Consider the following 18,006-nt stretch of genomic DNA (forward strand, 5'->3'; position numbering starts at 1 on the left):
GGTCGGATGCAGCAGGGGCCAGCCTACGCATTGACCGCATCCCGTCGCGACCGGTCCAGCGCGCTGCGAGCCAGGCGTTCGCAGTCCAGCGCACAGACCCCGGTGTTCACCACCTCGCGATCACCCCTTGCTGATCACAGTCTGCCGATCACAGTCTGGCGATCACCCCCAGGTCGGTCCTCACCCACCACGCACCGCTCCCCCGCCGCTCCGGCGGCCGTGCGTAGCGGTACTCGAAGTACCGCACCCGGATCCCCGTCGGCGCCCGACCCTCGAACGGATCGGTGCGCAGCAGGCGCCGTACGCCGGGGTCGCCGCTGCGCAGCTTCTCGAGCAGCGCCACGAACCAGGCCTGCGGGCCGGGACGCAGCGCCAGGAACCACATCTGCCAGTCCAACCGCAGGTGATAGGGCGCGAACTGCCTGGAGCGCCGGCGCACGTCCCCGGGCTTGCCCTTGAACTCGTACGGCAGCCATTCCTCCTCGTCAGCGGTGTCCGGGTCCGGGGCGCGGGTGCCCTCGATGACCACCTCGAAGCGTCTCTCCGTCATCGATCCGAAAGCCCCGTAGGCGTTGACCAGGTGGAAGCGGTTGAAGCTCGCATTCATCAGCTGCCGGGACGAGAAGAGGTTGCGCAGCGGCTTCCACGAGAGCACGAGCAGCCCCGCGAACACGGCGAGGATCAGCAGCTGCCACCACAGCGGCGAGGCATCGACGGCGGGCGGGGCGCCGGCTGCGAAGGGATCCCCGCTCCTCGGCCATCGCGGCCAATGCTGCCATCCCCAGCCCGGCCAGGGCCCGCCGGTCGCCCAGCGCAGGAACGAGTCGCTGATCGCCGCGAAGGCGACCAGGATCGTCAGCCAGTTCAGCCAGGCGTAGTTGCCGGTCAGCACGAGGAAGAGCTGGGTGAGGATCACCGCGACCGCCGCGATCGAGGCGAACGGCTGCGGCAGCAGGATCAACCAGATCACCCCGAGCTGCACGGCATGGCTGCCGAGCACCTCGAGTCGGTGCCACCAGCGCGGCGCGAGGTGGGCCAGGCGGCTCAACGGACCGGGCATCGGCTGGGTCTGGTGGTGATGATCCATCGCGGTGAGGTCCCGCCAGGAATCGTCGCCGCGCAGCTTGATCATCCCTGCCCCGAACTCGAGGCGCAGCAGCATCCAGCGCAGGAAGAACAGGATCAGCAGCGGCGGCGCGACCGCGTGGGAGCCGAGGAAGCCCACCAGGAACCCGCACTCCAGCAACATCGATTCCCAGCCGAAGCCGTAGAACACCTGGCCCACGGAATGTATCGACAGGTACAGCAGCCACATCACGCCGAACACCGCGATCATGGACCATGCGGGCCCCTGCTGCGGCAGACCCACCACCACCGCGGCACCGAGCACGATGCCCACCAGGCACATCACCCGCAGCAGGCGATCGCTGTACGGGGTCCGGCGCCAGCGGAACAGAGTCGGCCCGGCGCGGTCGCCGACACGCTCGAGGAACTCAGTCGCCGGGAGCAGACCCCGCTCCCCCAGCAGCACGGGGAACTGGTGGAAGCTCGAGAGGAAGGCGAGCATGAACACCGCCGCGACCCCCCGCTGGATCACCTCGCGGGCGATCAGATGGTCGTGCCCGTCCAGCAGGGCGAGCCAGCTCGTCCATTCCATGGCGTCCACGGCGTCCACCTCCGGGCTCGGGGTCTCCGCCTCCGATCATCCGCCGCCGGGCCGGAACTGTCACGGGCGCGCCCATGTCCCGGCGCCGACTCCCGCGCTCACAGCACGAAGGGTGCGAGGGTGCTGGCCGCCCACCAGCTGCAGGCGCCGAGCACGAGGGCGAAGCTCGCGGTCCACATCCAGGCTGGCACCGGGGTCAGCTGGGCGAGCTGGGCCGGATCGTCGGAGCTACCGCCGCCGGTGATCACCGCCCCCAGGTGACGCCAGGCACCCAGCAGCAGGAACACCCCGGTGGCCAGGGTCAGCAGCGCGGCGAGCGCGGGACTGCCCCACCACCAGAGGGCGCCGACGCCCACAGCAGTGCCGAGCACCGCGGCCAGGGTGTGCAGCGAGCGGGAGAAGAACAGCGAGAGCACGAGCACCACCAGAGCGATGGAGAGGGCGGTGCGCGCCCAGCCGTGCAGGGAGATCTGGACCAGCAGTGCGCCCACGATGGCGGGGGCCGGGTATCCGGCCCAGGTGGAAGCCACCCGGCCGACGCCGCGCCGCGGGCCGACGGTGACCGCGTGACCGGACATGTCGGCGCTGACCACGAAGCCGGTGAAGCGTCGTCCCATCAGGATCCCGATGACCGCGTGGCCGAGCTCGTGCACGATCGTCACCGCGAGCCGGGCGAACCTCCACAGCGGAGGCAGCACCACGACGACCAGTGCGAGGACGAGCGCGAGCAGTGTCCACCAGCCGGTGGCGGGCGCAGCGTCGGGCATGAGGCGGCCCGTGATCTCGCGGCCGATCTGCTCGAGGGTCATGGAGCCATGGTGACAGCTCCGGCCTGGAGCGCGCTGGGAGCGTGCCAGACTGTCCGCACCCGTCGACGACGACTCGAAGGACCTGGTGGCACCGCATGCCGGACATCGACCCCGCCCTCGCCCGATGGATCACCGCCCCCGGTGAGGATCCGCAGAATCCGCTCCTGCGCATGTCGTTCGAGCTGGCCTCGCCGCCGGTCGCGGCGCGGCTGCTGGTGACGGGCCTGGGCACCTTCCGCGCCTATCTCAACGGCGCTCCGATCAGCGACGGTCTGCTCGACCCGGGGCTGACGGATCCTCGCCGACGGGTGCAGGTGTGCGAGGTGGACGCTGCGGAGCTGCTCACCCGCGGCGAGAACGTGCTCGGCATCGAACTGGGCCGCGGCTTCCATGCGACGACCACCCCGAACGAATGGCGCTGGCATCTGGCGCCCTGGCGGGGCCCGGTGCGGGCCTGGGCGCGGCTTCGGATCGATCTGGCCGACGGCACCACCCGGGCGCTGTCCACCGGGGAAGGGTGGCGCACCCGGCCGGGCCCGGTGGTCTTCGACTCGATGTACGAGGGTGAGACCTTCGCTCCCACCGAGGACCCGGCCGCATGGCGGTTGCCGGGCTATGACGATGCCGGCTGGGCGCCGGTGCTGGTGGACCGTCCCGGCAGCGGGTCCCGCCGGGCGCAGAGGTCTGCTGAACCGCTGCTGGTGCACCAGGTGCAGGAGCCCGTGGTGGTGCGCGAGGAGCTCCTCCCGACCCTGGTCTCCTCCACTCCGCAGCGGGTGGTGCTGGATATGGGACGGGTGATCGCCGGCTGGTGCCGCTTCACGCTCCCCGCTGAGGTGGGGCCGTGGGCGCCCCCGGTCGAGTTCGTGGCACGGCACGGGGAGAAGCTCCTGGCCGACGGCACAGTGGATGACGTGAACCAGCACATCCACACCGATCGCTTCCAGCAGGACCGGGTGCTGCTGCAGCCTGCCTTCGCACGTTCCTTCGCCCCGCGGCACAGCTACAAGGGGTTCCGCTATGTGCAGCTCGAACCGCTCTCGGGCGACCTGGCTGGGCTCCAGGTCACCGGGGTCCTCGCCCATGCGGATCTTCGCGAGGTCAGCAGGCTGAGCTCGTCGGATCCGTATCTCGAACAGTTCGACGCGGCGATGCGCGCCTCCCTGCTGAACAACATGCATCACGTCCCCACGGATACCCCGATCCAGGAGAAGAACGGGTGGACCGGTGATGCGCTGACGGCGCTCGCGGCGATGACCACGAGCTTCGATATGCGCCGGATGCTGCGCAAGTGGTTGGCGGACCAGGTCGACGGGCAGCGGGCGGACGGATCCCTCGCGGTGATCTCGCCGAATCCGGACTGGGGGTATGACGAGCTCTCGCCCGCCCCGGAGTGGACCTGCCTGCTGCCGACGCTGCTGGACGAGATGGTCACCGAGTACGGCGAGGTGGGGCTGGTCGCGCTGCACGGTCCAGCGGCGGCGAGCTATCTCGCTCATGAGCTCTCCCGACGTGACCAGGAGGGGCTGATCTCGGGGGTGCTCGGCGACTACCTCAGCCCGGGCAGCCCCGGCCCTGCCCCGGAGGACAAGCGCCTGTCCGGTTCGCTGTTCGTGGCAAGGGCCCTGCGCTCCCTCGCCCATGCGGTGGACCTGGCCACGCTCGAGAGCGGCGGTGCGGGTGGTGACCCCTGGACCGCGAGCGGCGAGAGCATCGAGGGGGTGCCGGATCCGGAAGCATTGCGGGCCGACGCCACCGCGCTGGAGGAGGCGGTGAACGCCGTCTTCCTCGACCCCGTCGCGGGTCGCTACCGCGATCCCGGCACTCTAGAAGATTCCACCGCTCCAGAGGATTCCGCCGCTCCCGAAGATTCCGGCACTCGCGCCGAGGGCGGGAGGGCGAACACTGCGGATTCTCCCGGCCCTGCGGGCGCTGCCGCACCCGCCTACCGCCAGACCAGCAACCTGCTGCCCCTTGCCTTCGGGACGGTCCCGCCCGAGCACGTCGAGGCGGTGGTGGCGAATCTGGTGGCGGATATCGAGGCGCGCGGGGATCACCACGACTGCGGGCACATCGGAGTGCGCTTCCTGCTGCCGGTGCTGTCGGCGCACGGTCATGGCGAGCTGGCCTGGCGGGTGCTGAACTCGCCGACCGCGCCGGGATGGAAGGCGTGGCTGGAGGCGGGGAATTCGACCTTCATGGAGATGTGGGAGAACCCCCGCTCCTGCTCCCACTACTTCATGGGCACCCCCGCGACCTGGCTCCATGAATGGGTGGTGGGGCTGCGGCGAGGGCCCGACGGATGGCGGGACTTCGTGGTCGAGCCCGATCCGCGGGTGCCGGTGGCCCACATCGCCTTCTCCCGCGAGACGGATCTCGGGGAGATCGTGATCGAGGTGGTCCGCGAGGAGCGCGTGATGACGCTGGTGGTCCCTGAGGGAGCCCGTGCACGGGTGCTCCTGCCCGGAACCGAGAAGGTCTGCGAGGCAGGGCGCCACGTCGTGACCTGGTGACAGCACGACGCCCGCCGTGCCCGGCCGAAGCCGGACCCGACGGGCGTCGAGGTCATGCGGCCGATACGTAGATCGGCCGGAGCGCTCAGAGGGCGCGGATGTTCACTGCCTGCAGACCCTTGGGGCCCTGCTCGGTCTCGAACTCCACGCGCTGGTTCTCCTCGAGGTCGCGACGGCCGGTGCCGGCGATGGCGCTGAAGTGAGCGAACACATCGGCGGAGCCGTCCTCGGGGGCGATGAAGCCGTAGCCCTTGTCGGAGTTGAACCAGGTGACGATGCCAGTAGCCATGGCGATATTCCTTCGTTGTCGTGAACCACATTCGTGGCCCGGGTATCCGTGACGACGGCGCCGCCGCGGATGGGTTGTGCCCCTGGCGTCACGGCGACCGATGCGGTCACCGCTGCCGTTCTGGGGGGCGGGTGCGGCCACGAGGGCCGCCTGAGCCGCGGCCAGCGACACGAAGTCGCCGATGCGGCCGAACTGGGGCCCGTAGGCCGTGTGGACCGGCGCGTCAGCGGAGGTGCTGACGACATGGCCGGCGAACTCTCCGGCGAGCGTGGCGACGTGGACGTCGTCATCGGCTCGGAGCCAGGAGAGGGTCTGGTGCGCTGCAACGGCTGCGGTGGCAGTCATCGGCGCGATCGTGAGGTGTGACGCAGAAGCGTCGTCGTACAAAGGCAGTGCGGAGGAGGTAATGAAGTCCCAATTTCGTCGGAAGTGCTGCGCGACCGTCGTCGGTCGCCTCCGAGGGAGGCATCCTGCGCCGTGCGTGTCTTCCACAGATCCTGCCATATGACCGGGCCGTGTGGACGACTTCGAGAAGACTACGGCATGAACCCTTGTGCTCGAACCCCGATGTGACCCACCGTACGTCCGGGACATCGCGACGGCATCGCCCCCGGGGCCCCAGGCCCTCAGTCCTCCCAGCGCACCTGTGCGGGCTCCTTGTCCGGGCGCCATCCGCGCCAGACCGGATGGCGCAGGCGACCGTCCTCGGTCCGTTCGGCGTGCTGCACCTCGCCCACCAGATCCGCGCGCACCCACTCGGCGTCACGGCGATCCGCTGCTGGCACGTTGTTCGCCGCAGGGGTCTTCCGGGTCCGGGAGCGGAGGGCGGTGGCGATCTGTTCGAGATCTCGGCCCGAGAAGCCGCTGCCCACCCGTCCCGCATAGCGCAGGACACCCTCGGTGTCGGGGACAGCGAGCAGCAGGGAGCCGAGGGTCCCAGAGCGCTCCCCCTTGCCGTGTCGCCACCCGATGACCACGACCTCCTGGTGGTGGGCGTTCTTGAGCTTGATCCAGGTGCGCGAGCGCTTCCCGGCCTGGTAGATGCCGCTCTCCTTCTTCGCCATCACCCCTTCGAGCTGCAGCTGCTGGGAGATCTCGATCGCATGCTCGACGTCACCGTGGTCGGCGTGGGGCAGCTGGACGTGCTCGGTCACGCTGACGGCGTCGAACAGCGCTTCCCGGCGTTCCAGATAGGACGCTCGCACCAGCGACTCACCGCCGCGGACCAGCAGGTCGAACAGCATCACGTGGACCTCGACCTCCTCCCGCGCTCGGGCGACGTCGCGCTCGCGGGTCAGCCCGAGTCGCTGCTGGAGCCGGGAGAAGGACGGCCGGTCGCTCCCATCCAGCGCCACGATCTCCCCATCCAGCACGGTCTCGCCAGCGACCCTGAGCTCCGGGTCCACGGCGTCGTGCAGCTCCGCGAGCTCGGGGAAGGTCGCGGTGAGGTCGTTGCCGCCACGGCTGGTCAGCCGCACGGCACCCTCGGTGACGGTCGCGATGACGCGCACCCCGTCCCATTTCATCTCGAAGGCCCACTCGTCCTCCTGGCGAATGTCGCCTCGAGTGCCGAGAGTCGCGAGCATCGGTGAGAGCGGCTCTCCCATGCCGGCCGCGCTCGACCCGGCCGGCTCCTCGTCCTCGCTGCGCCGCGGAGGCTTCCGCGACCGCGTGGTCGGCGCGCTCTGGGGTGCAGACCCGCCGCCCTCTCCGCCCTCGCTGTCGCCGTCACCGTCGGGCTGGTCCTTCATGAGGTGCAGCAGCCAGTTCGCCGCCGCCTTCTCCTTCGCGGCGGCGGACTTCCCTGATCCGCCCATCCCGCCGGTGTGGATGAAGGCATAGCGTCGCGGAACCCCGCCGAGGCCGCCGTCCGGGCGACCGTGGCAGACCACGATCACCTCCTTGCCCTCGCGCCATTTCTCGATCTCGACGGTGCCGGTATCCCAGAGGGCGACCTCCCCACCGCCGTACTCCTGTGCGGGGATGGTGCCTTCAAAGGTGCCGTACTCGAGGGGATGGTCCTCGGTCTGCACGGCGAGCCGGTTCTGGTCCGTCTCCAGCGGCGGGCCCTTCGGCACCGCCCAGGAGACCAGCACCCCGGAGTGCTGGAGACGGAAGTCCCAGTGCAGGCGTGAGGCGTGATGCTCCTGGATCACGAACATCGGCTCCTCGGAGTGCAGAGCCTCGAGCGCCTCCTGTGCAGCTGCGGAGCCGGTGTCCGGGTCGCGCTTCGGCGCGGGGACGGGCTCGGGGGTCTTCTCCGGGTCCCGCTTCGAGCGATACACCTCGAGCCGGTCCCGGGCGCGCTTTACCGCGGGTGCCTTCCCTGCGGCCGCGATGCCCAGCGGTGCGATCGGGTCGATGCCCTCCTCGAGCCGCTCGAGCACCTCGGCCATCTCGAGCTGTTCGAGGCCGGGGTCCTCGATCTCCTCCCAGGTGCGCGGGGCGGCGACGGTGGGCCGCAGTCTTCCTCGCAGCGAGTACGGGCAGATGGTGGTCTTCTGCCCGTTGTTCTGCGACCAGTCCACGAGCACCTTGCCGCGGCGCGATGACTTCTTCATCTCGCTCACGACCTGCTCGGGGTGGTCCTGCTCGAGAGCCCGGGCCAGCTGATGCGCGACCTGTGCGATCTCGTCGGCCGTGCTGCTGCCGTCCAGCGGCGCGTACAGATGGATCCCCTTGGATCCGGAGGTCACGGGATAGGAGTCCAGGCCCATATCGGCGAGGATCTCGCGGCACCATCCCGCCACGAGAGCGCAGTCCGCCAGCCCTGCGCCTTCTCCGGGATCGAGATCCAGGACCATCCTGTCGGGACCTGCGGGTTCGAGGTGCTCGTCGAAGCGCCACTGCGGGGTATGGATCTCGAGGGCTGCGAGCTGGGCGAGCCAGACCAGCACCGCGACCTCGTCCACCAGCGGGTAGGTGGCGGTGGCCTCGCTGTGCCGGATCTCGGCGCGCGGCACCCAGTCCGGTGCGTGATCCTCCAGATCCTTGCGGAAGAACGCCTTGCCGGGCCGCTCGGTGGTGCCGACCCCGTCGACCCACCGTTTTCGCGTCGCGGGACGACGCGCGGCCTGCGGGATCAGCAGCGGCGCGATGCGGTGGAAGTAGTCGATCACCTCGCCCTTGGCGGTGCCCGTGGAGGGGTAGAGGATCTTGTCGAGGTTCGAGAGCTTCACCCTCCGTCCGTCCACCTCGACGTGCTGTGCGGGGATGGCCATGGGCCCACTGTGCCCCCGATCGCCGCATTCGTCACCCCCCGGGATCGTTCATCTCCCATAGGTGCACAACCGTCCGACCGCTCGTTCCTGGTCACCGCCGGTTCTCCGTGATGTCATGGGGCATGCGCGCAATCTGGAGCGGTGAGATCACCTTCGGCCTCGTGAACGTGCCGGTGAAGCTCTACGGAGCCACCCGCTCGCACGACATCTCCTTCCATCAGGTCCACGATGAGGATCACGGGCGGATCCGGTATCAGCGCACCTGCGAGGTGTGCGGCCGAGAGATCGACTACGAGCACATCGACAAGGCCTACGACGATGGCGACAAAACGGTGGTGCTCACCGACGAGGAGCTGGACGCGCTGCCGGCGGAGGACAACGACGAGATCGACGTCGTGCAGTTCGTGCCTTCGGATCAGGTGGATCCGATCCTGCTCGGCACCTCGTACTTCCTCGAGCCGGTGGGGCGTTCCGCGAAGGCGTATGTGCTGCTGCGGCGCACGCTGGAGGAGACGGAGCGGACCGCTGTCGTGACCTTCACCCTGCGCACCAAGACCCGCCTCGGGGTGCTGCGGATCCACGGGGACCTGCTCGCGCTGCAAACCCTGCGCTGGCCCAAAGACCTCAAGGAGGTCGACTTCGGCCCCAAGAAGTCGAAGATCAGCAGCAAGGAGATGGCGATGTCGGCGTCCCTGGTCGAGCAGTTCAGCGATGACTTCGACCCTGAGCAGTTCACCGACGAGTGCCAGGCGCAGCTTCGCGAGCTGGTCGACGCCAAGCTCGAGCAGGGAGACTCCGTGGACACCGACGCGACCTTCGGGAAGGACAGCTCGAAAGACGAGGCCGACGCGGCTGGCGGCGGCGGGAAGGTCATCAGCCTGATGGACGCACTGGAACGCAGCGTGCAGAAGCGCCGCGGATCGGGATCATCGCCGGCACAGCAGAAGGACGAGACGGAGAAGAAGGGGTCGGGCCCGACGCGGAAGAAGTCGGACTCGGCGAAGAAGTCCTCGCACTCCACGGCGTCGAGCGCGAAGAGTTCCGGTGCCTCCAAGAAGTCCGGCGGTTCCAAGAAGTCCGGCGGTTCCGGGAAGTCCAGCGCCTCCAAGAGTTCCGGCTCCTCGAAGAAGTCCGGGTCCTCGGCCAAGAGCACAGGCACGAAGACCAAGGCTCCGAAGGCCAAGAAGGCTGCAAAGAAGTCCTCCGGTTCGTCGGCGGAGCGCTCGAAGAAGTCGGCGTAGGCCTCACCTCCCAGGGCACCGTCCGCCTCCGCCCTGCTCTCGCAGGGGCGAGGCGCCGTCGGCACCGAGGATCCTCATGGCGACATCTCCCGCGCTCGACGGGATCCCTGGGCTGCGACCACGGCGATCAGGGCGAGGGCGAAGCCGCCCAGCTGGACGGCCGTGAGCTGCTCGCCGAGCACGAGGAAGCCGAGCACAGCCGCAACGAGTGGGGAGAGCACCGGGAGGAACGCAGCGCTCCCCGCTGGCATCTGACCCAAGCCCCGGAACCACAGCACGTAGGCGAGAAGCCCTCCCACAAGCGCGAGCCAGGCATAGCCCATCGTCGCCTGCGCGTCGAGCGCCGGCGGCGTGCCTTCGACGGCAAGGGCGAGAGGGAGGATGATCAGGCCGCCAGCGGTGAGCTGCCAGCCTGCGAAGGCGATGGGGCCGACGGGTGGCCGCCACCGCTTGGACAGCACCGTGCCCACCGCCATCGAAGCCACGCCACCGATGCCCGCGAGGATGCCGAGCGGATCGAGCGCGGCATCGGGCCCGAGCACCGTGGCTGCGACTCCGAGCACAGCCAGGACTCCCCAGATCAGCCGACGCACCGTCGGCCGCTCCCGGAGCAGGACAGCGGCGAGCACCGCGACCAGCAGCGGCCCGGTGGCGCCGAAGACTCCCGCCACTCCCCCGGTCAGCAGGTAGGCGGCGAGGAACAGCAGCGGGAAGAAGGCGCCGATGTTGAGCGTGCCCAGCAGCAGGGAGCGCCACCACCAGTGGCCGTGCGGGAGGGCGCGGCCGATCGCGAGGGCGAGCAGGCCTGCCGGCAGAGCGCGCAGAGCCCCGGACCACAGGGGATGATCCGGAGGCAGCAGTTCGGTGGTGACGAGGTAGGTGGTCCCCCAGGTGATCGGGGCGATCGCCGTCAGCGCGACAGTCAGCGCGGCGGCCGACCCAGGGCGCGGAGCCGACGGCGTGCCACTCGCGGAAGCATTCCCGCCCCGCGATCTTTCGATGTCTAACTGTTTCATGGTTGAGAATGTATGCCTGCGATAGAGTCCCGTCAAACAGTTAGATGTCGAAGGTTCGCTCACGCTGGCCCCACCGCGAGCGATCCATCCGCGCCAGGAGGGAATGACATGGCAGACCGCGTGAGCGACTTCCTCGCCCAGTGGGCCCGGGAGCGACCGGATCTCGACGCCACCCCGATGGGGGTGATCGGACGCCTTTCGCGGGTCGACGAGATTGCCGGCCGCACGCTGCAGGCGACGTTCCGGGGCGTCGGCCTGCATCGCGGGGAATTCGACACCCTCGCCGCCCTGCGACGGTCCGGGTCCCCGTTCACCCTCACCCCCGGCGAGCTGGCCGCCTCGAGCATGGTCACCGGCGCCGCGATGACCAACCGCCTGCAGCGTCTGGAGGACAAAGGGCTGCTGCAGCGGACGATGGACCCCTCCAACCGGCGCCGCGTGCTGGTGCGCCTCACCGACGCTGGGCGGGAGCTGGTCGACGAGATCGTGGTCCCCCATGTCAACGCCGAGCAGGAACTGTTGGACGCCCGGCTCACGCGCGAGGAGCAGACTCAGCTGGCGAAGCTGCTGGAACGCTTCCTGGAGAACTCGGGCGACGTCTCCACCCACGACACGAGCAAGGACTGACCCGCATGGGCAAGAACCTCAGCCACCAGAATGCGTCGGGTCGGAGAACGACCGGCGAGCCGTCCCAAACACAGGCCCAGACACCGACGACCATCGTCATCACCGGCGCGTCCGACGGGATCGGCGCCGCCGCAGCCCGTCAGCTCGCCGGCACGGGCGTCCGCCTGCTCGTAGTCGGTCGCTCACCGGAGAAGACTGCGGCCGTCGCGCGGGAGATCGACGCCGAACACTTCATCGCCGACTTCGCTCGTCTCGATGACGTGCGCCGCCTCGCGGCGGCGCTCTCAGCGGCGACCGCCGAGCACGGCATCGACGTGCTCGCCAACAATGCCGGCGGAATCTTCGGCGACCGCACCCCGACCGTCGACGGTTTCGAGAAGACGCTCCAGGTCAACCACCTCGCCCCATTCCTGCTGACCAACCTCCTGCTGCCACGCCTGCTGCCCGGGGGCGCCTCGGTCGTGAACACCTCAAGCATGGCGAACCGGCTGTTCGGGCACCTGGACCTCTCCGACCTCGGCAACGAGCGGAGATACAGCCCGCGCAAGGCCTACGGGGATGCAAAGCTCGCGAACGTGCTGTTCACCCGCAGCCTGCACGCGAAGTTCCACGACCAGGGGCTCTCTTCCGCGGCATTCCACCCCGGGCTGGTGCGCACGAGCTTCTCCGCCGGATCGGCGAGTTCGATGCGCTGGTTCTATCAGTCGCCGCTCGCGCGCTTCGCACCGATGATCAGCCCCGAACAGGGCGGCGCGACCCTGGCCTGGTTCCTCACCGGCGTGCCGGGTTCGACCTGGACCTCCGGGCGCTACTACGACCAGGACCGGCCCACCACGCGCGTGAACCCGCAGGCCGACGACCTCGCTCTCGCCGAGGGGCTGTGGCAGCGCAGCGCCGAGCTGGTGGGTCTGTCCCCCACCCGCTGACGCCCGGTGACGCCCGGTGACGCCCGGTGATGCCCGGTGACCGAGGCTGCCGATCGCGTACTGCTGAGCGCCCAGCGCTCGGACGGTGTGGAGGCTCCCGGCCGGACGGGGCAGGATGGGCGGTCAGGACCCCACCCCGATCAGCACCAGGAGCCCCCATGACCGCAGTCGTCGTCACCGCGATCTTCTACCCCAAGCCCGGCAAGAAGCAGGAGCTGGCCGAGGCCATGCATCGCGGCATCGCCGCCGTGCACGGAGAGAACGGCTGCGAGCTCTATGCGATCCACGACGCCGAGGACGGCACCATCACGATGATCGAGAAGTGGTCCTCCGTCGAGGCGCTCGACACCCACGGCGACAGCGATGAGGTCAAGATCCTGCGCGCCGATGTGGCGGACCTGGTCGAGAAGCCGGGCCTGGTCACCCGCATGACCCCCATCCCTGCAGGCACGGAGGCGCAGGGACAGCTCTGACCTCTGAACCCGCCGGAGCCTGGTTCTGCCCACAGCAGAGGCTCCGGCGGGGTCGTCGCAGGCGGCGTACCGTCATCCCATGACCACGCTGGAGCCTCTGCTGCGAGAGCTGATCGGCGGCGCCCTGCGCCGTCGCCGACGGGAGCACGGACGCACCCTCACCGATGTCGCCGGGCAGGCCGGGGTGAGCATGCAGCACCTCTCGGACGTCGAGCGTGGGCGCAAGGACGCCTCGAGCGAGATCCTCGCTGCGATCTGCGGAGCGCTCGGCGTGACGGCCGCCCAGTTGATGTCCGAAGCGGCACAGCCCTCGGCTCGGTCCTCAGCGCAGTCCGCAGCGCGGTCCTCAGCTCAGTCCTCGGCTCTGCCCGCAGCCACGCCCGCAGCCCGGTCGTCGGCCCAGCCCTACGCCCGGCCCGTCCTGCTCGACCTCGCCCGTGCTCCGCGCTCGGCGCCGCCTGAGCTCGAGATCGAGCCTGAGCTCGGGGCGAGGTCCGTCGTCAGCGGACGGCACCGACCCTCCCTCCGCCCGCTCCGCCCGCGCGACGTCATGCTGTCGGCCGCCTGAGCAGAATCTCGTCGGCGAGCCCGTATTCCACGATCGCCGCGGCATCCAGCACCCGCTCGCGTTCGAGGTCCTGCCTCACCTGCGAGGCGTCGCGGCCGGTCGACTCTGCGAGCAGCTGTTCCAGCTGGCGGCGCACCCGTTCGACCTCCTCGACGGCAAGGATCAGGTCCGGGATCGCTCCGCGTCCGCTGGCCTCGAGCGGTCGCAGCACCGCGCGCGAGTGCGGCAGCACGGCCCGCATCCCGGGAGTTCCCGCGGCCAGCAGCAGCACCGGCGCGGCGACGACCTGGCCCACGCAGGTCACCGCGATCGGGCTGCGCACATAGGCGAGCGCGTCGTGGATGGCGAGCACTGCCTGCACGTCCCCGCCGGCGGAGTTCAGGTAGATCTGGATGGGGGTGTCCCGCGACTCGTTCTCCAGGTGCAGCACCTGGGCGATGATCGTGTTCGCCACCCCGTCGTCCACCTCGGTGCCGAGGTAGACGATGCGGTCGCTGAGCAGGCGGGAGAAGATGTCGGCCGTCCGCTCGCCGCCGCCTGCGGTGCGCTCGATGACGCTGGGGATGGTGTAGCTGCTCATCGTCCGAGTCCTGTCGTCGTGGTGGCGGACCGCATCGGGAGGATCTCGCGGAGGTCGGCGACCACCTGGTCGCAGAATCCGTAGGCGACCGCGTCGGCTGCGGACCAGAAGCGGTCGCGCTCCGAGTCGCGGGCGATCGTCTCTCGCGGCTGCCCGGTTCGCTCTGCGGTGATGTCGATGAGCAGATCGCGGTTCGCGCGCAGGTCCTCGGCCTGGATCTCGATGTCGGCTGCAGAGCCGCCGAAGCCCGCGGATCCCTGATGCATGAGCACCCGCCCGTGCGGGAGGATGCTCCGCTTGCCGGGGGTGCCGTGCGTGAGCAGGTACTGGCCGGCGCTGTAGGCCATGCCCAGAGCGACGGTGCGCACATCGCAGGGCACCAGGTCCATGAGGTCCCCGATCGCGAGCATGGCGGGCACCAGCCCGCCAGGAGAGTTGATCAGCAGCGTGATGTCGCTGTCGGGGTCCTCGGCGGCCAGGAGCAGCAGTCCGGCGCTGAGCTGGGCGCCATTGTCCTGATCGAGCTCCCGATCCAGCAGCAGGACGCGCTGGTGGAGGAGGCCGAGATCGATGCGGTCGGTGAGGGCGGCGGTGGTCGTGGCTGGAGGTGAGGTGGTGGTCATGTGGCGAGTCTTCGCCGGGCCGGTGGCGCGGCGCCAGCATCTCCGCTCTGGGTTGATCAGTCCTGCGCTGATCAGTTCAGGGCTGATCAGCTGTGCGCTCATTAGCTGTGCGCTGATCGGCCCAGCGTTGAGGGGCCCAGCGTTGATAGGGCAGCGTTGATCAGCCCTGGGCGGAGGCCGGCCCGGCGCGGGTCCCCCGCCGTGTGAACGCAGATCACGGCAGGCTCGCCAGGACCCCGCGACGAGGAGGAGACTCGCGCCACCGCCCTGACCGAGGAGAGCCCGATGACGCAGCACACCCCGACCGCCGCCGCCGAGCGGGCCGATGCCGAGCGGGCCGACGTCCCCGCCTCCTGGACCAACTTCCGGCGCCGCCGGGACGAATCCCTGGCCGCACGCCACGGCATCCTCTCCCAGGTCGCGCTGCACTGGATCGACCCGTCGGCCGGGCCGCAGCATCTCGGCGAGGTCCCCGGCAGCTGGGAGATCATCGAGGATCGACCGGTCGTGCGCTTCGGAGGCACGGAGCTCACGCTGCTCGCCGACTCCTCGGAGATCGGCGTCCGCGCCGATGACGGGGTCGTCGTCACGACCGTGACCTCCGCGGGTGACGTCCGCCTGGCGAGCTTCGGCGAGGACGTGCAGATCGATGTGATCCGTCGGGGCGGGCGGATCGGCCTGCGCCTGCTCGACCCGGCGGCGCCACGACTGGCCGCCTTCGACGGGGTGCCGACCTTTCCCTACGACCCCGCCTCTGTGCATACCGGGACCTTCCGGCCCCAGCCCGCCACGGTGCGAGTCGGCTCGGCGCTGCCGTGGCTCGAGCAGGAGCTGTCCTCCCCCGGGGTCGTGACCCTCGAGATCGCCGGCACCGAGGTGGATCTCGTGCTCACCGGCGAATCCAGCATCCTGTTCACCGACGAGACCTCCGGCTCCGAGAGCGCCCACTGGCGTCAGGTCAGCGCACAGCTGGACGGCGACCGGGTGCACGTGGATCTCAACTTCTCCCTGAACTTCCCGTCCGCCTTCAGCGCCTGGGGCACCTGTCCGCGCCCGCCGGCGGGCAACCACCTGCCGCTGGCCGTGCGCGCCGGGGAGGCCCGGGTCGAGCCCACGGAGCGCTGAGCGGCTGCCGAGCCTCTAGGATCGCGGGATGCCAGACCGTCCCGATCCCGAGACCGGCGAGACCCCCGAAGTCTCCGACGGCCCTGCCCGCACGCGCGGCGGGGTGCCCTGGGGCTCCGTGCTGCGCAACGTCACCCTCGTGCTCGCCGTGCTGGTGATGGTGTGGCTCGCGCTGAACGTGCGCCTGCCGTCCGTGGACGAGCTGCGCGCGGACATCGCCGAGCTCGGTGCCTGGGGTCCGCTCGCCTTCATCGCGCTCTACGCGGCGGTGGCCCTGACACCGATCCCGGTGACGATCATGGCGGTGGCCGGCGGGATGCTCTTCGGGGTGCCCGGTGGCACCGTGCTGTCGATGATCGGGGTGACGCTCGGCTGCTGGGGCGGCTACTGGGTGGCGCGGGGCCTGGGCCGGGACACGGTGATGCGCGCTCTCGGATCGCACGCGGAGCTGGTCGAGGACCGCCTCGAGAACGGCGGGTTCTATGCGGTGTGCACGCTGCGACTGATGCCCGGCATCCCCTACTGGCCGGTGAACTACGGCAGCGGCGCTTTGGGCATCAGCAGCCGCGACTTCCTCATCGCCACTGCGCTCTCGGCGCTGCCGGGTCAGATCTCCCTCATCGCCGTCGGAGTGTTCCTGGTCGAGCCGGGCATCGCCTCCGGTGCGGTGGTGGCGATCTCCTGGACCATCGTGATCGCACTGACGCTGCTGTCCTATCGCCGGTGGAGGGCCACCCGCAGCACGGAGCATCCCGAGGACGCCATCCCCTCTGCTACCACTGACAACGCCTGATTCCGGTCTAGACTGCTCCCACGCCGCCGGAGCACCCCTCAGCACGATGTCCGGGGTAGGCCCCGATCGGTCGCAGCGCGCCAGCCGGCGCGCGTCGCAGGCGGACTCCTACCAGGTGCGCACCGTGGGCCAGCAGCCCACCAGCACCACGGTCGACGGATTCCGTGCGATCAACTCGGCACAGGACCCGGACACCCTGACCGAGGAGATCGCCTCCGCGGACCTGGTGACCACCGCCGTCGGTGCCCATATCCTGCGGTTCGTGGCGCCGAACATCGCCGCCGGGATCGCTGCCCGCCCCGCCGGGGCACCGCCGCTGGCGGTGCTGGCCTGCGAGAACGCGATCAATGCCACGGATCTGCTCGAGCAGGAGATCCGCAACGCCTATCAGGGCGACGATCTCGAGGAGAAGGCACTGTTCGCGAACACCGCAGTGGACAGGATCGTGCCCGTCCAGGCGGAAGGCGCAGGTCTGGACGTCACCGTCGAGGACTTCTACGAGTGGGCGGTCGAGCGCGGCCCCTTCAACGGTCACGAGCTCGAGGTCCCGGGGATCACCTGGGTCGATGACCTGGGGCCGTACATCGAACGGAAGCTGTTCACGGTCAACACCGGCCATGCCACCACCGCCTGGCACGGCTGGGCGGCAGGGCACGCGACGATCGCGGAAGCGATCTCGGATCCTGCCGTCGCGGTCGAGGTCGAATCGGTGCTCGCCGAGACCTCCTCGCTGCTGGTGGCCGTGCACGGCTTCTCCGAGGAGGAGATGGCCTCCTACCGGAACAAGGTGCTAGGCCGTTTCGCGAACACCTCGCTGCCGGACCCCGTCGAGCGCGTGGGCAGGGCGCCGCTGCGCAAGCTCTCCCGCGAGGACCGGATCGTCGGCCCGGCGGCCGCCCTCGCCGAGCGGGGGATGCAGCATGACGGCCTGCTGGCCGCCTTCGGCGCGGCACTCGCCTTCACCCCGGAAGGGGACGAGGAGGTGGACCGCCTGCAGGAGATCCTGCGAGGAGGCGATGCAGACGCCGCCGCCGCGGAGATCACCGGCCTCGAGCCCACCCATCCGCTGTTCCCCGAGGTGCGTGCACTGATCGCTGCACGCACCACGCGCTGAGCACCCGTCCGGTCCACCCCGCCCTGCCCATCTGGGCACGGTATATTCCCCACACACACGTGACCCCACGAAAGGCACACACCATGGCAGAGCGCACCGTCAAGATCGCCAGCTCCTCCGGGCTCCACGCCCGTCCGGCCGGCATCTTCGCCCAGGCCGCAGCGGAGCAGCCCGCAAGCGTGACCATCGAGAAGGCCGGCGGCAGCGCCGTGCAGGCATCGAGCATGCTGATGCTTATGACCCTCGGGGCCGGCAACGGCGACGAGGTGACCCTGCGGGCCGAGGGCGACGGCGCCGAGGAGTCCGTGAACGCACTCGCCGCACTCCTGGAGAAGGACCTCGACGCCGAGGCGTGAGCAGGCCGCGCACAGCGACGAAGGGCGCCCCACCGATCCTGGTGGGGCGCCCTTCGTCCTGCAGAG

General features: G+C 69.9%; 17 protein-coding genes. 10 read left to right on the forward strand and 7 right to left on the reverse strand.

Annotated elements, in window-relative coordinates; all coding sequences use genetic code 11:
• Positions 1-148: 148 nt before the first annotated feature.
• Together ACTH43_RS05335 and ACTH43_RS05340 are read right to left on the reverse strand one after the other, a co-directional pair.
• The gene (locus ACTH43_RS05335; protein WP_441443921.1) at positions 149-1,657 is read right to left on the reverse strand and encodes a lipase maturation factor family protein; all 1,509 of its coding nucleotides are present in this window, start codon (positions 1,655-1,657) and stop codon (positions 149-151) included.
• A 107-nt stretch (positions 1,658-1,764) separates the two neighbouring features.
• On the reverse strand, positions 1,765-2,475 hold the full coding sequence (locus ACTH43_RS05340) for a M50 family metallopeptidase (protein WP_441443889.1): 711 nt from the start codon (positions 2,473-2,475) through the stop codon (positions 1,765-1,767).
• Positions 2,476-2,570: 95 nt separating this feature from the next.
• Between ACTH43_RS05340 and ACTH43_RS05345 the strand changes: the two genes are divergently transcribed.
• A complete protein-coding gene (locus ACTH43_RS05345; protein WP_441443890.1) occupies positions 2,571-4,988 on the forward strand; it encodes a family 78 glycoside hydrolase catalytic domain in 2,418 nt (805 codons plus the stop codon).
• Between the two features lie 85 nt (positions 4,989-5,073).
• On the opposite strand, the gene ACTH43_RS05350 is transcribed toward ACTH43_RS05345, so the two are convergent.
• Together ACTH43_RS05350 and ACTH43_RS05355 are read right to left on the reverse strand one after the other, a co-directional pair.
• Positions 5,074-5,277: a cold-shock protein gene (locus tag ACTH43_RS05350; protein ID WP_299300980.1), complete on the reverse strand. Its 204-nt coding sequence runs from the start codon at positions 5,275-5,277 to the stop codon at positions 5,074-5,076.
• Between the two features lie 626 nt (positions 5,278-5,903).
• Positions 5,904-8,498, reverse strand: a complete 2,595-nt coding sequence (locus ACTH43_RS05355; protein ID WP_441443891.1) for an ATP-dependent DNA ligase — start codon at positions 8,496-8,498, stop codon at positions 5,904-5,906.
• Positions 8,499-8,620: 122 nt separating this feature from the next.
• On the opposite strand from ACTH43_RS05355, the gene ku reads away from it, so the two are divergent.
• Positions 8,621-9,739, forward strand: coding sequence for a non-homologous end joining protein Ku (gene ku, locus ACTH43_RS05360; protein WP_441443892.1), 1,119 nt, complete (start codon positions 8,621-8,623; stop codon positions 9,737-9,739).
• Between the two features lie 74 nt (positions 9,740-9,813).
• On the opposite strand, the gene ACTH43_RS05365 is transcribed toward ku, so the two are convergent.
• Positions 9,814-10,755, reverse strand: coding sequence for an EamA family transporter (locus ACTH43_RS05365; RefSeq protein WP_441443893.1), 942 nt, complete (start codon positions 10,753-10,755; stop codon positions 9,814-9,816).
• 108 nt (positions 10,756-10,863) lie between these two features.
• Here ACTH43_RS05365 and ACTH43_RS05370 point away from each other — a divergent pair, with 108 nt between their 5' ends.
• From ACTH43_RS05370 to ACTH43_RS05385, 4 genes are all read left to right on the forward strand, one after another.
• The gene (locus tag ACTH43_RS05370; protein WP_441443894.1) at positions 10,864-11,382 is read left to right on the forward strand and encodes a MarR family winged helix-turn-helix transcriptional regulator; all 519 of its coding nucleotides are present in this window, start codon (positions 10,864-10,866) and stop codon (positions 11,380-11,382) included.
• Positions 11,383-11,387: 5 nt separating this feature from the next.
• On the forward strand, positions 11,388-12,308 hold the full coding sequence (locus tag ACTH43_RS05375; RefSeq protein WP_441443895.1) for an SDR family NAD(P)-dependent oxidoreductase: 921 nt from the start codon (positions 11,388-11,390) through the stop codon (positions 12,306-12,308).
• A 158-nt stretch (positions 12,309-12,466) separates the two neighbouring features.
• Positions 12,467-12,781, forward strand: a complete 315-nt coding sequence (locus tag ACTH43_RS05380; RefSeq protein WP_345078620.1) for a putative quinol monooxygenase — start codon at positions 12,467-12,469, stop codon at positions 12,779-12,781.
• Between the two features lie 79 nt (positions 12,782-12,860).
• Complete coding sequence (locus tag ACTH43_RS05385; RefSeq protein WP_441443896.1) at positions 12,861-13,349, forward strand: helix-turn-helix domain-containing protein; 489 nt, start codon at positions 12,861-12,863, stop codon at positions 13,347-13,349.
• Here ACTH43_RS05385 and ACTH43_RS05390 read toward each other — a convergent pair.
• The gene (locus ACTH43_RS05390) at positions 13,330-13,929 is read right to left on the reverse strand and encodes a ClpP family protease (RefSeq protein ID WP_441443897.1); all 600 of its coding nucleotides are present in this window, start codon (positions 13,927-13,929) and stop codon (positions 13,330-13,332) included. The two genes, ACTH43_RS05385 and ACTH43_RS05390, sit on opposite strands and share 20 nt — an antisense overlap.
• Entirely contained in the window at positions 13,926-14,552 is a 627-nt protein-coding gene (locus ACTH43_RS05395) for a ClpP family protease (RefSeq protein WP_441443898.1), read from the reverse strand. Before ACTH43_RS05395 ends, ACTH43_RS05390 begins: the two co-directional genes overlap by 4 nt.
• Positions 14,553-14,837: 285 nt before the next feature.
• On the opposite strand from ACTH43_RS05395, the gene ACTH43_RS05400 reads away from it, so the two are divergent.
• The 4 genes from ACTH43_RS05400 to ACTH43_RS05415 all read left to right on the forward strand — a co-directional run bounded on the left by ACTH43_RS05400 (position 14,838) and on the right by ACTH43_RS05415 (position 17,940).
• On the forward strand, positions 14,838-15,677 hold the full coding sequence (locus ACTH43_RS05400) for a DUF1684 domain-containing protein (protein WP_441443899.1): 840 nt from the start codon (positions 14,838-14,840) through the stop codon (positions 15,675-15,677).
• 28 nt (positions 15,678-15,705) lie between these two features.
• The gene (locus tag ACTH43_RS05405; RefSeq protein WP_441443900.1) at positions 15,706-16,470 is read left to right on the forward strand and encodes a TVP38/TMEM64 family protein; all 765 of its coding nucleotides are present in this window, start codon (positions 15,706-15,708) and stop codon (positions 16,468-16,470) included.
• Between the two features lie 46 nt (positions 16,471-16,516).
• Positions 16,517-17,584 (forward strand): mannitol-1-phosphate 5-dehydrogenase, encoded by a 1,068-nt coding sequence (locus ACTH43_RS05410; RefSeq protein WP_441443901.1) that lies wholly within the window; start codon positions 16,517-16,519, stop codon positions 17,582-17,584.
• A gap of 83 nt (positions 17,585-17,667) precedes the next feature.
• A complete protein-coding gene (locus ACTH43_RS05415) occupies positions 17,668-17,940 on the forward strand; it encodes an HPr family phosphocarrier protein (RefSeq protein WP_441443902.1) in 273 nt (90 codons plus the stop codon).
• The last annotated feature ends 66 nt before the right edge of the window (positions 17,941-18,006 follow it).

This window comes from Brachybacterium sp. (genome assembly GCF_052095815.1).
GTDB lineage: Bacteria > Actinomycetota > Actinomycetes > Actinomycetales > Dermabacteraceae > Brachybacterium.

Excerpts from the sequence above, each read along its gene's own strand:
- ku (WP_441443892.1), top strand. The coding sequence starts at position 8,621 with ATGCGCGCAATCTGGAGCGGTGAGATCACCTTCGGCCTCGTGAACGTG.
- ACTH43_RS05370 (WP_441443894.1), top strand. The coding sequence starts at position 10,864 with ATGGCAGACCGCGTGAGCGACTTCCTCGCCCAGTGGGCCCGGGAGCGA.
- ACTH43_RS05410 (WP_441443901.1), top strand. The coding sequence starts at position 16,517 with ATGTCCGGGGTAGGCCCCGATCGGTCGCAGCGCGCCAGCCGGCGCGCG.
- ACTH43_RS05405 (WP_441443900.1), top strand. The coding sequence starts at position 15,706 with ATGCCAGACCGTCCCGATCCCGAGACCGGCGAGACCCCCGAAGTCTCC.
- ACTH43_RS05345 (WP_441443890.1), top strand. The coding sequence starts at position 2,571 with ATGCCGGACATCGACCCCGCCCTCGCCCGATGGATCACCGCCCCCGGT.
- ACTH43_RS05400 (WP_441443899.1), top strand. The coding sequence starts at position 14,838 with ATGACGCAGCACACCCCGACCGCCGCCGCCGAGCGGGCCGATGCCGAG.
- ACTH43_RS05365 (WP_441443893.1), bottom strand. The coding sequence starts at position 10,755 with ATGAAACAGTTAGACATCGAAAGATCGCGGGGCGGGAATGCTTCCGCG.
- ACTH43_RS05375 (WP_441443895.1), top strand. The coding sequence starts at position 11,388 with ATGGGCAAGAACCTCAGCCACCAGAATGCGTCGGGTCGGAGAACGACC.
- ACTH43_RS05415 (WP_441443902.1), top strand. The coding sequence starts at position 17,668 with ATGGCAGAGCGCACCGTCAAGATCGCCAGCTCCTCCGGGCTCCACGCC.
- ACTH43_RS05355 (WP_441443891.1), bottom strand. The coding sequence starts at position 8,498 with ATGGCCATCCCCGCACAGCACGTCGAGGTGGACGGACGGAGGGTGAAG.
- ACTH43_RS05335 (WP_441443921.1), bottom strand. The coding sequence starts at position 1,657 with ATGGAATGGACGAGCTGGCTCGCCCTGCTGGACGGGCACGACCATCTG.
- ACTH43_RS05350 (WP_299300980.1), bottom strand. The coding sequence starts at position 5,277 with ATGGCTACTGGCATCGTCACCTGGTTCAACTCCGACAAGGGCTACGGC.
- ACTH43_RS05385 (WP_441443896.1), top strand. The coding sequence starts at position 12,861 with ATGACCACGCTGGAGCCTCTGCTGCGAGAGCTGATCGGCGGCGCCCTG.
- ACTH43_RS05380 (WP_345078620.1), top strand. The coding sequence starts at position 12,467 with ATGACCGCAGTCGTCGTCACCGCGATCTTCTACCCCAAGCCCGGCAAG.
- ACTH43_RS05340 (WP_441443889.1), bottom strand. The coding sequence starts at position 2,475 with ATGACCCTCGAGCAGATCGGCCGCGAGATCACGGGCCGCCTCATGCCC.
- ACTH43_RS05390 (WP_441443897.1), bottom strand. The coding sequence starts at position 13,929 with ATGAGCAGCTACACCATCCCCAGCGTCATCGAGCGCACCGCAGGCGGC.
- ACTH43_RS05395 (WP_441443898.1), bottom strand. The coding sequence starts at position 14,552 with ATGACCACCACCTCACCTCCAGCCACGACCACCGCCGCCCTCACCGAC.